Here is a 13,451-nt window from a genome sequence, read left to right as displayed (position 1 = left end):
GGACCATCAGGGGCAGGCACGCGGACGGCACGGCGACGACGCCTGCCAGGACGAAGGAGTCACAGTGCGCAAGAACAGCAAGAAGTGGGTCGCTGTAGCGGGGATCGCCTCGATCTCGCTGCTCGCCTCGGCATGCGGCGGCAACGACACGGAGACGCCCGCGACCCCGGGCGCGAGCGGCGGCACTTCCGGCGGGGCGAAGGACATCACCCTGACCGTCGCTACGTTCAACAACTTCGGCTACACGGACGAGCTCCTCAAGGAGTACATGGACGCCAACCCCGGCATCAAGGTCGTCCACACCAAGGCCGCCGAGTCGAAGGACGCGCGCGCCAACCTGACCACCCGCATCGCCGCGGGCGGCGACGGCCTCGCCGACATCGAGGCCATCGAGATCGACTGGATGCCGGAGCTCTCGCAGGTCGAGGACGCCTTCGCGGACCTCACCGACGCCGCGGTCGACGGCCGCTGGCTCGAGTGGAAGCTCAACCAGGGCAAGACGCCGTCCGGCAAGCTCATCGGCTACGGCACCGACATCGGCCCCGAGGCCGTCTGCTACCGCTCTGACCTGTTCAAGGAGGCCGGCCTGCCGACCGACCGCGAAGAGGTTGCGAAGCTCCTCGAGGGCGACTGGGCCCACTACTTCGAGGTCGGCAAGCAGTTCGTCGCCAAGTCCGACTCCGCCTGGTACGACGACTCCAACGCGATCCTCCAGGGCATGATCGGCCAGGTCGAGGCCCCGTACGAGGACCCGGCCACCGGTGAGCCCACCGACCTCGCGTCGAACACCACGGTCAAGGGCCTGTACGACCAGATCCTCGCCGTCGCGCCGGACCTGTCCGCGCACCTCAAGCAGTGGCAGGGCGACTGGGACACCGCGTTCCAGAAGAACGGCTTCGCGACGATGCTGTGCCCCGCGTGGATGACGGGTCCGATCGAGGAGCGTTCCGGTGGCGTCGAGGGCTGGGACGTCGCTGACGTCTTCCCCGGTGGCGGCGGCAACTGGGGCGGTTCCTTCCTGACCGTCCCCGCCTCCGGCAAGAACGTCGACGAGGCGAAGAAGCTCGCTCAGTGGCTGACCTCCCCCGAGGTCCAGATCAAGGCCTTCAACTCGGCCGGCACCTTCCCGAGCCAGATCGAGGCGCAGTCCTCGAAGGACCTGCTCGACGCCAAGAACGAGTTCTTCAACGACGCCCCCGTCGGCGCCATCTTCTCCGCCCGCGCGAAGGCCATCGACGGCGTCCCGCAGCCGTTCAAGGGCAAGAACTACTTCGCGATCCACCAGACGGTCCAGGACGCGATCGACCGCGTGGACGTCAACCAGAACACGGACGCTGCGGCGTCGTGGGACAAGGCTCTGAGCGACTTCAAGGCCCTCGGCCTCTGATCCGTCGTCTCACCTGCCACACCGCGGCCTAGCCGCACGCGTCGCCCCCGCCCTCGGGCGGGGGCGACGCACCCCACGATCCGGGGCTGATCAGCGTCACGCCCGCCGACGTGCCCCCCGCGCTCCGAAGGAAATCCATGTCAGTCCTCGCACCAGACAAGCCCGCGCACGCGCCCGCGCGCCCCCCGCGGCGAGTCGCGTTCAGCCAGAAGATCGGCCGGTGGGACGTCAAGGTCTCGCCCTACCTCTACATCTCGCCGTTCTTCATCCTGTTCGCCATCACGGGCCTGTTCCCCCTCATCTACACGGGGTACGTCTCCCTCCACGAGTGGAACCTGCTGAGCGGGCAGGGCGACTTCGTCGGGTTCGAGAACTTCACGTCCGTCATGGAGCAGCCCAACTTCTGGCTGGCGCTGCGCAACACCATCTCGATCTTCCTGCTGTCGTCGGTCCCGCAGGTCATCGCGGCGATCCTCATCGCCGCCGTCCTCGACGCGAACCTGCGGATGAAGACGTTCTGGCGCATGGGCGTGCTGCTGCCCTACATCGTCGCCCCCGTCGCCGTCGGCCTCATCTTCTCCCGCCTCTTCGGCGACCAGTACGGCGCGATCAACGAGCTGCTCGGCCTCATCGGCATGGACCCGATCGCGTGGCACGCCGAGGTGCTCCCGTCGCACCTCGCGATCGCGAGCATGGTCAACTTCCGCTGGACCGGCTACAACGCCCTCATCTTCCTCGCTGCGATGCAGGCCATCCCGCGCGACCTCTACGAGGCCGCAGTGATCGACGGCGCGGGCCGCGTCCGCCAGTTCTTCTCGATCACCGTGCCGCAGCTCAAGGCCACGATCATCTTCGTCGTCATCACCTCGACGATCGGTGGCCTGCAGATCTTCGACGAGCCGCGCGTGTTCGACTCGACCGGCCGCGGCGGCGCCGACGGCCAGTGGCTGACCGTGACGCTCTTCCTCTACGACCTGGGCTGGGGCAACCAGAAGAACCTGGGCCGCGCCTCCGCGGTCGCGCTGCTGCTGTTCCTCGTGATCGTGATCATCGGCATCCTCAACTTCGCACTGTCCAACCGCATCGCGGCCTCCGACCAGATGGTCAAGAAGTCCCGCAAGAAGATCGGGGGTAAGCGATGAGCTCCGTCGCCACCATCGCCCAGAGCGCCGGCCCCGGCGCAGCCAAGGCCGCCGCGCGCAAGCGCAACCGCAACGTCGGTGGCGCGAACAAGCGCCCGGGCTGGGTCACGTACCTCCTGCTCGGTGCGGTCATCCTGATCTCGGCGTACCCGCTGTACTACGTCATCCTGCTCGCGTCGTCGACGCAGGAGATCATCTCGCAGTCGCCGCTGCCGGACCTCGTGCCGGACGGTCACCTGGCTGAGAACATCAAGCGCGTCTTCGACAGCGACATCCCGCTGATGAAGGGTCTGGTGAACTCGTTCATCGTCGCGGTGGTCCAGGTCGCGAGCGTCGTGATGTTCTCGACACTCGCCGGCTACTCGTTCGCGAAGCTCCGCTTCCGCGGTCGTGGCCCGCTGCTCGTGTTCGTCATCGCGACGATGGCGATCCCGACCCAGCTCGGCGTCGTCCCGCTGTTCATCGTCATGCGGGAGCTCGGCTGGTCCGGCGACCTGCGCGCGGTGATCCTGCCGGGCATCGTCACGGCGTTCGGCGTGTTCTGGATGACCCAGTTCCTCGAGAACGCCCTGCCGTACGAGCTGATCGAGGCGGCACGCGTCGACGGCGCGTCGATGATCCGCACGTTCTGGCACGTCGCGCTTCCCGCGGCTCGCCCGGCTGCGGCGATGCTCGCGCTGTTCACGGCGATCGGCTCGTGGACGAACTATTTCTGGCCGTCGATCATCCTGACGAACCAGAACCCGACGCTGCCCATGGTGGTGCGTCAGCTGCAGGCGTCGTACTTCCAGGACTACTCGCTCATCATGGCGGGCGTGCTCCTGGCGACCCTCCCGCTGTTCATCGTCTTCGTGATCGCGGGCAAGCAGCTCGTCGCCGGCATCATGGCCGGCGCCGTCAAGGGCTGAGGTCTCCGGGCGGTGCGGCACCTGCCGCACCGCCCGCAGCACCTGGCCGATTCTGAGGGTGGGCGCCTGACGCGCTACCCTGCCGTCGACATCCGCTCGACGGAGACCGCACCGGAAGCAGGAGCCAGTGACGACTCGAACTCTGGTCACGGCGAACGACTCCTCCATGCCCACGCTCGACGAGGTCGCTGCGGCGGCGGGCGTGTCGCGCTCGACGGCGTCGCGCGCCCTCAACGGCGGCGCCCGGGTCTCCCCCGAGGCGCAGGCAGCGGTCGACGACGCGGCGCGGCAGCTCGGGTACGTCCCCAACCGCGCGGCGCGGTCCCTCGTGACGAGGCGCACCGACTCGATCGGGCTCGTGGTCCCTGAGCCCGACGAGCGTCTGCTCACGGACCCGTTCATCGGTGCGACGCTGCGCGGCGTGAGCGCGGCACTCGCCCACACAGACCTCCAGCTCGTGCTGCTCATCGCCCGGCAGGGTGAGGGTGCCGCGAGCGTGGCGCGGTACCTGCGCTCGGGACACGTCGACGGCGCGGTCATCGTCTCGCACCACCGTGAGGACGGGCTCGAGAAGACCCTCGAGACGTCGCCGGTCCCGGCAGTCTTCGTCGGCCGCCCGTTCGAGAGCGCCGACCGCCTGTTCTACACGGACGTCGACAACGTCTCGGCCGGCCGGATGGCCACGCAGCACCTCCTCGGGCTCGGTCGGCGCCGCGTGGCGCACATCGCGGGCCCTCAGGACATGGCTGCGGGCATCGACCGGCGCACGGGCTGGCTCGAGGTGCTGACCGAGGCGGGCCTGCGCACGGACGCGTCCGTCGAGGTGGACTTCTCGGTCCCCGAGGGTGAGCGTGCGATGGCGCGCCTGCTGCAGTCTCACCCGGACATCGACGCTGTCTTCGCGGCGTCGGACGCTCTCGCGATCGGTGCGATGCGCGTGCTGCGCGCGGCGGGCAAGTCAATCCCCGACGACGTCGCGGTGATCGGTTACGACGACCTCGGCCTCGCGGCCACCGCGATCCCCCCGCTGACGACCATGCGGAACCCTGTCGTGGAGATGGCCTCGAGCGCGGTCGAGCAGCTCCTCGCGCTCCTCGAGAGCGGCACGCACTCGTCGGTGCGTGACGACGTCCCGCCGGTCGTGTTCCCGGCCCGCCTCGTCAAGCGCCTGAGCGCCTGAGCGCCTCCGCGTCTCCGCCTCCGCTGCGGCAGGCGTACCCTTGCGACGTGCTGCGCCCCCGTCCTGACCTGCCTCTCGGCTGGTCGCTCGCCCTCGTCGCTCTCGGTGGCGCTGCCGGCGGCAGCGCACGCTACGGACTGACGCAGGCGTTCGCCGACGGGAGCGGCTTCCCGTGGACGACATGGGCGATCAACGTCGTCGGCTGCTTCGCCCTCGGTCTCCTCCTGACCGGGTGGGTGCGTCCCGGCCTCGCCCCGCGCTGGTGGCGGCCGCTGATCGGCACCGGGTTCCTCGGGGCGTTCACGACGTTCTCCGCCGTCATGCATGCGGTCGCCGGCCTCGAGCGCTCGGGCTCGGCCGGGACGGCTCTCGCATACCTGGGCCTGTCGTTCGTCGTCGGTGTTGCGTCGGCCGCCGCTGGGAGCGTCGCCGGGTCGAGGATCGCGAGGCGGGCGCGGTGACGGCCCTGCTCGTGGTTGCCGCGGGAGCGGCCGTCGGCGCAGTGCTCCGGGCGCTCGCCGAGCGGGTGCAGGCGGTCGTGCTCGCGCACGCTCTCGCGCGGCGCGGTGAGCGCTGGTACCTCTCCCCCGGCTGGTCGACGCTCGCGGTCAACCTGGTCGGCACCGTCCTCCTGGGCTGGGCTGCGGGGCGGTACGACGTCGGCGCGCTCGGCACCACGGGCCTGCTCGCACTGGGCACGGGCCTCGCGGGCGGGCTGACCACGTTCTCGACGCTCGGCGTCGAGGTTGTCGACCTCGTCCGGGACCGCGCACGGGCTCGGCTCGCCCTCCTGCTGGCCGCGCACGTCGTCCTCGGTCTCGCCTGCGCCACGATCGGGTATCGGCTCGGCACCATCGTGTGACCTCGCGCAGGGCGCGCGATATGGTGCAGGTCCGACGACTCGACGAGGAGTTGTGCATGGGGACACTGACCCTGACGCGCGCGGACGTGATGAGGCTCCGCGTCGCGCGTCACCAGCTGGACCGGGCTCCCGGCGTCGCGCAGAACCCGCGTGACGTGGACATCCTTGACCTCGGCGTGCCCGACACCGGATCGCCCGCGGGCGCGTGGGCGCTCGCGAACCGTGGGGCGCCGCCTGCCGGCCCGGACGAGCTCGCGCGGGTGTGGACGCTGCGCGGCGCGCCGCACCTGTACCGGCGCTCGGACCTCGCGCGGGTGGCGGTCGCGACGGCACCGTTCTCGGAGGCGGACGCCGCCAAGCGGGTGCTGACGGCCGCGCGACCGCTACGGGAGGCGGGCATCCCGGTGCTCGACGCGCTGACGATCGTCGCGCGGCACCTGCGTGAGATCGCACGAGACCCGGTGCCCAAGGGTGAGGCGTCGACGGCGCTGTCGGCGACGGTCGGCGACCCGTACCTGCGCGACTGCCCCGGCTGCGGCACGCGCCACCTGTTCGAGCTGCCGTTCCGGCTGGCCGCCTTCCAGGCTGGCCTCGAGCTGTGCCCGGACACGGCGCCGCCGGTGCTGCGGCGCGTGCCGGGGCTCGAGCCGGCGATGTTCGGGCACCGTGCCGGGGACGCCGCGCCGCGGTTCGACGTCGTCCGCGGCTACCTGCGCTTCTTCGGTCCTTCCTCGCCCGCGCAGGTGGCGGCGTTCCTCGAGGCGCCCGTGCGCGACGTGCGTGCGGCGTGGCCGCGGGACACGATCCCCGTCACGGTCCAGGACCACGACGAGGACGGCGTCGAGATCCTTGCCGAGGACGAGGCTGCGGTGGGCCGGGCACGGCGGGCGGGCGCGCCGTCGGGCGTGCGTCTCCTCGGGCCGGGCGACCCGTTCCTCGTCGCGCGCGACCGCGAGCTGCTCGTGCCGGACGCGCACGACCGCAAGGACCTGTGGCGGCCTGTCGGGCGCCCGGGCGCGGTGCTCGCGGACGGCGAGCTCGTGGGGTCGTGGCGGAGCGAGGTCTCGGGGCGTCACCTCGACGTGACGGTGCGCCCGTGGCGGCGCTGGCGCGCGTCGCTGGGGCACCTCGTCGAGGAGCAGGCCGCCCTGCTCGCGAGATACCGGGGCGTCGCTGACGTGCGGCTCACCGTCGAGGGCGAGCGCGCCGCCGTCGCGGTGTGAGCGTCAGCCGAGGAAGGCGAGCCGCCAGTCGACCGGTCCGCGCTCGAGGTACTCGAGGGTGAACCGTCCGGGCCACCGCTGCTCGACCTGAGCGAGGAGCGGGACGGGGTCGTGCGGTGCGAGGAGGACGAGGCCGGAGCCCGGGCGGACGCTGTCGAGCGCTCCGAAGATCGTCGCGTGCCGGATGGCGTGCGGGATGACGCGGGCGTCGAGGACGGGGAGGCTCGCGTCGTCGTGCCCTCCGCAGCCGCACGTGCCCGGGACGGGTGCGGTCGCGGGGTCCGGCTGCACTGCGGCGGCCACCTCGGCGGCGGTGGTCAGGGCGATCGGTTCGGTGGTCATGGCGGGCCTTCCGTCGTGGGGCGGGGTGGGCGCGCTCGCCGCGCTTCCCTCGGGCTCGCAATATTAGTACAGTTTTATCCGTGGAAAATAGACAGGGCTTCCCCGCGTCGCCGCGCCCCGGCTACGGACCGTCGCCGACCCCCCAGCTCCCGCCCACCGCCCGGCTCTCCAAGGCCCGGATGCAGGTGCTCGACGTCCTGTCCGCCCAGCCCGAGCCGTGCACCGTCGCCGCGATCGCGGCAGTCCTCGGCCAGCACACGAACACCGTCCGTGAGCACCTCGACACCCTCGTCGACGCACGGCTCGCCGAGCGCCGCCGCGCGCCCGTCCAGGGCCGCGGCCGACCCGCCTGGCTCTACGCGACCGCCGTCCCGCAGCCCGGTCTCAGCGACGGCGCGGTCGAGTACGCATCGCTCGCAGCCGTGCTCGCCGACACGATCGCACGCACGAGCACGGACCCGTCGGGCGACGCGATCACGGCAGGGCGCCGCTGGGGCGCCGAGCTCGTCCGCACCCGCCGCCCCCAGGAGGCCAGCGACGCAGGCCTCACCCCCGACGCTCCCGGCCCACGCGACGCTGCACGGCCGCCCGAGCCCCAAGGCCCCGACGCGATCGACGACGCCACCCACGCCCGCCGCGCCGTCGTGCGCCTCCTCGACGACCTGGGCTTCGCGCCGTCGACCGACGAGGACGCGAGCGACGTCGCACTGCGGCGCTGCCCGCTCCTCGAGGCCGCGTACCGCCACCCGGACGTCGTGTGCGCCGTCCATCTCGGGCTCGCCCGCGGCGCGCTCGAGGCGCTCGGAGCCCCGACCGCGGGCACCACGCTCGTCCCTTTCGCGGAGAAGGGCGCGTGCCGGCTCCTGCTCGCAGGCGACCCGTTCCTCGACGCCGAGAGGGCCCTCGCCGCCAGCACGCCGACCGAGGACGGCACGCCCACATGACCCGCCGCGCCGTCTTCCTGCTCCCCGCAGCGCTCGCCCTCCTCGCCGGGCTCGACGCAGGGCTGCTCCTCCTCGGCCTCCCCGCCCCGGTCACGACCGTCCGGCTGCCTCTCGTGCACGGCATGCTCATGACGCTCGGCTTCGTCGGCACGGTGATCGCGCTCGAGCGCGCGGTCGCGCTGCGTCGCGCCTGGGGCTTCCTCGCTCCGGTCCTCCTCGGCCTCGGCGGCGTCGCGCTGCTGAGCCCGCTCCCGCTCGCTGCCGGGCAAGGTCTGCTCGTCGCCGGCACAGGCGCGCTCGTCGCGCTCTACGTACCGCTGTGGCGCCGCACGCGCGACGACTCCGTCGTCGTCCAGCTGCTCGGCGCCGTCCTCGCTCTCGGCGCGGCGCTGCAGTGGTGGGGCGGTGCCGCGATGCCCGACGTCGTGCCCTGGCTCGCGGCGTTCGTCGTCACGACGATCGCAGGCGAGCGGCTCGAGCTCGCGCGCGTCGCGATGCTCGGCGCGCGCGCCGAGGGCAGCGTGCTCACGCTGTGCCTGGCGATCGCGGGCGCGTGCGTCGCGACGACGCTCTGGCCGACAGCCGGCTACCCACTCCTCGGCGCGGCGCTCCTCGCGCTGTGCGGCTGGCTAGCGGTGCACGACGTCGCCCGCCGGACCGTCCGCAGCACCGGGCTCCCGCGGTACATGGCCTGGAGCCTGCTCGCCGCGTACGCGTGGCTCGCGACGGCCGGTCTCGTGTGGCTCCTCGGCGGCCGGCAGTCGAGCGGGCCCGGGTACGACGCCGTGCTGCACAGCGTCTTCCTCGGGTTCACGATCTCGATGATCATGGCGCACGCACCCGTCATCCTGCCGGCCGTGCTGCGCGTCCGGCTCCCCTACCACCCGGCGATGTACGTCCCCGTCGTCGTGCTGCACGTGACGCTCCTCGTGCGCGTCGCGGTCGGTGACGCCCGCGGCCTGGCGACGATCGTGCAGGTCGGCGGCGTCGGCAACGTCGTCGCCGTGCTCCTGCTCGTCGTCACCATGGTCGCTGCGGGCGTGCGCGGACGCACCCGCGCCCCCGCGGTGCCCCCGCCACCCGCCGGACCGACCGAGGGCGCCGCGTCACCCGCGCCCGCCTCCACGGCCACCGAGGACGCCCTGAGATGACCGCGACCCCGTCCCCCCGCCCGCTCTCGGCCCGGTCGACGTGGCACCTCGGGGCGAACGCGCCCGTCGTCGCCTGGCTCGCCGCGACCGTCGTCGTCGCGGTCGCGCACCGCGAGATCCCGGCCTCCACGTGGCTCCTCGTGCACATGACGCTGCTCGGCGCCGTCACGAACGCCGTCTGCGTGTGGAGCGCGCACTTCGCCGACGCCCTCCTGCGACGCCGCGTCACGCCCGCGTCGCGGCGCTGGCAGGCTGCCCGCCTCGTGGTGCTCAACGTCGGCGTCGTCACGACCGTGACCGGGATGGTGACGAGCCGCTGGACCGCGACCCTCGTCGGCGCCGTCCTCGTGGGCCTCGCCGTCGCGGCGCACGCCGTGACGCTGTGGCTCCAGTCCCGCAGCGCGCTCGCGCCCCGGTTCCTGGTGTGCGTGCGCTTCTACGTCGCCGCTGGCACGCTCCTGCCGCTCGGCGCGGCGCTCGGCGTGCTGCTCGCGCGCGGCGGCGCCGCGACGGGCTGGCACGTGCGCCTCGTCCTCGCGCACGCCGGACTGAACCTGCTCGGGTTCGTGGGGCTCACGGTCCTCGGCACTCTCGTCACGCTGTGGCCGACGATGCTGCGCACCGCGATGGACGCCACGGCGCCCCGCGCCGCCGGCCGCACGCTCGCTCTCATGCTCGCGGGGCTCGCCTTCGGAGCCGGTGGCGCGCTCGTCGGCGTGCGAGCCGTGGCCGCGGCGGGGGTTCTCGTCTACGTGGGCGGGGTCGTCGTGTCGCTCGTGCCGATGGTCACGAGCGCGCGCCGGCGACCGCCGTCGTCGTTCGCGACGTGGTCCACCGCCGCGGCGACGACGTGGCTCGTCGGCTCGCTCGCCACGCTCGTCGTGCTGCTGCTCGTGAGCCCCACGTGGGAGGTCGTCGCGACGCGTGTCGGGGCGCTCGTCGCGCCGCTCGTCGGCGGCTTCGCCGCACAGCTCGTCCTCGGCGCGCTCACCTATCTCGTGCCGGTCGTGCTCGGCGGCGGCCCGGCGACCGTCCGGGCGACGGGGGCGCGCCTCGAGAGCGGCGCCGTCGTGCGGGTGGTCGTGGCGAACGGTGGGCTGCTGCTGTTCGTCCTGCCGGGCAGCAGCACGCTCGCCGCGCTCGCGAGCATCGCGGCGCTCGTCGCCCTCGCGTCGTTCCTGCCCGTGCTCGGGCTCGCGCTGCGCGACCACCGGCGCGCCCGCCGGACCGTCGCAGCAGGCGGCGACCTGCCGCGCGCAGCGGAGCCCGCTCCCCCCCGTCGCCCGACGGGCGCCCTCGTCGCCGGTGTGAGCGTCCTGCTCCTCGTCGTCGCCGGCGCGACGGCGCTCGACCCGCCGGTGCGTCCGGCGACGTCGGCCGCCGCCACCGGGGCGGAGCCAGCCGGCGTGACGCCGACAGGACGGACGACGACGGTCGCGATCGAGACGCGCGACATGACGTTCATCCCTTCGCAGATCACCGTGCCCGCGGGTGACCGCCTCGTCCTGACGATCACCAACACGGACACGACGACGGTCCACGACCTCGCGCTCGACACCGGCCACCACTCGGGACGCATCGGGGTCGGCGAGACGGTCACGCTCGACGTGGGCGTCGTCGACCGGACCATCGAGGGCTGGTGCACGATCGTCGGGCACAAGCAGTCGGGCATGCGGCTGACGATCGTCCCGACGGGCGTGCCCACCGCGACGGTCGGTGGCCACCCGGGCCACGCGACCGCCGGGACCGGGCAGCCGACCGCGAGCGCCGCCGCCGACATCGACCTGTCCCGCGCTCCCGCGCCGGGGTTCGAGGCCCGCGACCCGCGCGTCGCGCCCGCGACGGACGAGAAGGTGCACCGGATCACGCTCGAGGTCACGGACCAGCTCACGGAGGTCGCTCCCGGGGTCACGCAGACCCTGTGGACCTTCGGCGGGTCGGCGCCCGGGCCTGTCATCCGCGGGAAGGTGGGGGACCGGTTCGAGATCACGCTCGTCAACGACGGCAGCATCGGTCACTCGATCGACTTCCACGCGGGCGCGCTCGCCCCGGACGAGCCGATGCGGACGATCGCCCCGGGCGAGACGCTCACCTACCGCTTCACGGCGACCCGCTCGGGCATCTGGATGTACCACTGCTCGACGGCGCCGATGAGCGCGCACATCGCGAACGGGATGATGGGCGCGGTCGTCATCGACCCGCCCGACCTCGCGCCCGTCGACCACGAGCTCGTGCTCGTGCAGTCGGAGATGTACCTCGGCCCGCAGGGTGGCGAGGTCGACGCCGAGCGGGTCGGTTCAGGCCACCCCGACCTGGTCGTCTTCAACGGGTACGCCGACGGCTATCTGCACGACCCGGTCGAGGTCCGTGCTGGCGACCGTGTGCGCGTGTGGGTCCTCGCGGCGGGGCCGAACGTGGGCTCGTCGTTCCACGTCGTGGGCGGGCAGTTCGACACGGTGTTCCACGAGGGCGCGTACCGCCTGCGTCCTGGCGGCGCCGAGCAGGGCGGCGCGCAGGCACTCGGCCTCACCGTCGCGCAGGGTGGGTTCGTCGAGCTCGAGCTTCCCGAGGCCGGGACCTACCCGTTCGTCACGCACGTCATGTCGGACGCCGAGCGCGGCGCGCGCGGGGCGTTCGTCGTGGCGCCGTGAGGTTCAGCGGCCGAGCCGGCGGTCGCGCGTGACGTAGGAGCGCAGGGCCCGCAGGAAGTCGACGCGGCGGAAGCTCGGCCAGTACGCCTCGCAGAAGTAGTACTCCGAGTGCGCGGACTGCCACAGGAGGAACCCGGAGAGCCGCTGCTCCCCGGAGGTGCGGATCACGAGGTCAGGGTCGGGCTGTCCGCGCGTGTAGAGGTGCGCGGCGATGTCCTCGACGTCGACGACGTCCGCGACCTCGGCGATCGTGAGCCCCGCCTGCGCGCGGTCGCGCAGGTAGTCGCGTACGGCGTCGGCGATCTCGTGGCGGCCGCCATAGCCGATCGCGACGTTGACGTGCAGCCCCGTGTTGCCCTCCGTGCTGGCCTCAGCCTCGCGCAGCGTCGCGGCGACGTCGTCGGGAAGCAGGTCGAGCCGGCCCATGATGCGCAGCCGCCAGCGGCCGCACGCCGCAAGGCCCTCGACCGCGGAGACGATGATCCCGAGGAGCGCCTCGAGCTCCTCAGGGTCCCGCGTGAGGTTGTCCGTCGAGAGCATCCAGAGCGTGACGACCTCGGTGCCGATCTCCTCGCTCCAGCCGAGGAACTCGGTGATCTTCTCGGCGCCGCGCTGGTGACCGGTCGCGGTGGACTCGCCGAAGGTGCGCGCCCAGCGGCGGTTGCCGTCGAGGATGACGCCGATGTGGCGGGGCAGCGCCTCGTGCGGCAACGACCGCATGAGCTGACGCTCGTAGAGCCCGTAGAGCTGCTGGGGTAACCGCACTGGTCCTCGCTCATGGTGCTGGAGGTGGTGCCGCCCGCAGGGGCCCGCGGCGCGACGAGGATCACGGTACCGGACGGCGGTGCGCCTCAGACCGGACTCCACAGGCCCGTCCGCCAAACTCTCACAACACCCGACACGTAACCTACGGGACCGTAGGTTAGTCTGACGCCATGGCGCAGGACACGAGCCCGACCGACGCGACCGCACACCCCGTAGGCCCCGCAGACGACCTCCCCGGTCCCGTCGACGTGGTCAAGCCGCGCCTGCGCGGCTGGATCCACGCGATCAACTTCCCGCTCGTGGTCGTCGCGGGCGTCCTCCTGACCGTCGCCGCGCCGCCGACCGCCCCGCGCGTCGCGTCCCTCGTCTTCGCGATCACCGCGGCGCTGCTGTTCGGCACGAGCGCCGTCTACCACCTCGGGAACTGGCGGCCCTCCGTCAAGGCCGCGCTGCGCCGGGCGGACCACGCGAACATCTTCCTGATCATCGCGGGCAGCTACACCCCGCTCGCCGTGCTCATGCTCGACACGCGCGCGGCCACGATCCTCCTCGCGATCGTGTGGAGCGGCGCAGCGCTCGGCATCACCGCGCGGATGATCTGGCTCGGCGCACCCCGGTGGATCTACACGCCGGTGTACATCGCGCTCGGTTGGGTCGCGGTCGGCTACATGCCGACCTTCTGGGGGCTCGGCTTCCAGGACGTCGTGTGGCTCGTCGCGCTCGGCGGGCTCGCCTACACGGTGGGTGCGGTCATGTACGCGACCAAGCGGCCCAACCCGGTGCCGCGCTGGTTCGGGTTCCACGAGCTGTTCCACGCGGGCACCGTGGTCGGGTTCTGGTGCCACTTCGCGGCAGTCGTCGTCGCGCTCAACACGCTCTGACCTGCCTGCCCCACC

General features: G+C 72.6%; 13 protein-coding genes. 11 read left to right on the top strand and 2 right to left on the bottom strand.

The annotated features are described in order from the left end of the window. Window positions 1-64: 64 nt before the first annotated feature. The 7 genes from HF995_RS10505 (at window position 65) to HF995_RS10475 (ending at window position 6,702) form a co-directional block, all read left to right on the top strand. Complete coding sequence (locus HF995_RS10505; protein WP_350308843.1) at window positions 65-1,387, top strand: ABC transporter substrate-binding protein; 1,323 nt, start codon at window positions 65-67, stop codon at window positions 1,385-1,387. Window positions 1,388-1,524: 137 nt separating this feature from the next. After that, window positions 1,525-2,529 (top strand): carbohydrate ABC transporter permease, encoded by a 1,005-nt coding sequence (locus tag HF995_RS10500; RefSeq protein WP_168447754.1) that lies wholly within the window; start codon window positions 1,525-1,527, stop codon window positions 2,527-2,529. Beyond that, on the top strand, window positions 2,526-3,437 hold the full coding sequence (locus tag HF995_RS10495; protein ID WP_168447753.1) for a carbohydrate ABC transporter permease: 912 nt from the start codon (window positions 2,526-2,528) through the stop codon (window positions 3,435-3,437). The genes HF995_RS10500 and HF995_RS10495 overlap by 4 nt, the downstream gene beginning before the upstream one ends. A gap of 166 nt (window positions 3,438-3,603) precedes the next feature. After that, entirely contained in the window at window positions 3,604-4,617 is a 1,014-nt protein-coding gene (locus tag HF995_RS10490) for a LacI family DNA-binding transcriptional regulator (RefSeq protein WP_168447920.1), read from the top strand. Between the two features lie 47 nt (window positions 4,618-4,664). Continuing rightward, complete coding sequence (locus HF995_RS10485) at window positions 4,665-5,078, top strand: fluoride efflux transporter FluC (RefSeq protein ID WP_168447752.1); 414 nt, start codon at window positions 4,665-4,667, stop codon at window positions 5,076-5,078. Beyond that, window positions 5,075-5,479 carry a FluC/FEX family fluoride channel gene (locus HF995_RS10480; protein ID WP_168447751.1) on the top strand — a complete coding sequence of 135 codons (405 nt, stop codon included), beginning with the start codon at window positions 5,075-5,077 and terminating at the stop codon, window positions 5,477-5,479. The genes HF995_RS10485 and HF995_RS10480 overlap by 4 nt, the downstream gene beginning before the upstream one ends. Before the next feature lie 56 nt (window positions 5,480-5,535). Then, window positions 5,536-6,702, top strand: coding sequence for a DNA glycosylase AlkZ-like family protein (locus HF995_RS10475; protein ID WP_168447750.1), 1,167 nt, complete (start codon window positions 5,536-5,538; stop codon window positions 6,700-6,702). Between the two features lie 3 nt (window positions 6,703-6,705). Here HF995_RS10475 and HF995_RS10470 read toward each other — a convergent pair whose 3' ends face one another. After that, entirely contained in the window at window positions 6,706-7,044 is a 339-nt protein-coding gene (locus HF995_RS10470; protein WP_168447749.1) for a DUF2249 domain-containing protein, read from the bottom strand. A gap of 80 nt (window positions 7,045-7,124) precedes the next feature. On the opposite strand from HF995_RS10470, the gene HF995_RS10465 reads away from it, so the two are divergent. From HF995_RS10465 to HF995_RS10455, 3 genes are read left to right on the top strand one after another with little or no spacing between them, the layout of a single operon-like run. Further along, window positions 7,125-7,988, top strand: coding sequence for a helix-turn-helix transcriptional regulator (locus HF995_RS10465; protein ID WP_210727393.1), 864 nt, complete (start codon window positions 7,125-7,127; stop codon window positions 7,986-7,988). Next, window positions 7,985-9,139: a DUF8744 domain-containing protein gene (locus HF995_RS10460; RefSeq protein WP_210727392.1), complete on the top strand. Its 1,155-nt coding sequence runs from the start codon at window positions 7,985-7,987 to the stop codon at window positions 9,137-9,139. The genes HF995_RS10465 and HF995_RS10460 overlap by 4 nt, the downstream gene beginning before the upstream one ends. Further along, a complete protein-coding gene (locus HF995_RS10455) occupies window positions 9,136-11,790 on the top strand; it encodes a multicopper oxidase domain-containing protein (RefSeq protein ID WP_168447748.1) in 2,655 nt (884 codons plus the stop codon). Before HF995_RS10460 ends, HF995_RS10455 begins: the two co-directional genes overlap by 4 nt. 3 nt (window positions 11,791-11,793) lie before the next feature. On the opposite strand, the gene HF995_RS10450 is transcribed toward HF995_RS10455, so the two are convergent. Continuing rightward, the gene (locus HF995_RS10450) at window positions 11,794-12,555 is read right to left on the bottom strand and encodes an isoprenyl transferase (RefSeq protein WP_168447747.1); all 762 of its coding nucleotides are present in this window, start codon (window positions 12,553-12,555) and stop codon (window positions 11,794-11,796) included. Window positions 12,556-12,725: 170 nt separating this feature from the next. On the opposite strand from HF995_RS10450, the gene trhA reads away from it, so the two are divergent. Continuing rightward, entirely contained in the window at window positions 12,726-13,436 is a 711-nt protein-coding gene (gene trhA, locus HF995_RS10445; RefSeq protein WP_168447746.1) for a PAQR family membrane homeostasis protein TrhA, read from the top strand. The last annotated feature ends 15 nt before the right edge of the window (window positions 13,437-13,451 follow it).

Origin of the sequence: Sanguibacter hominis ATCC BAA-789 (assembly GCF_012396185.1) — a bacterium.
GTDB classification, from domain to species: domain Bacteria; phylum Actinomycetota; class Actinomycetes; order Actinomycetales; family Cellulomonadaceae; genus Flavimobilis; species Flavimobilis hominis.
This window is presented reverse-complemented; position numbering and strand designations above follow the sequence as displayed.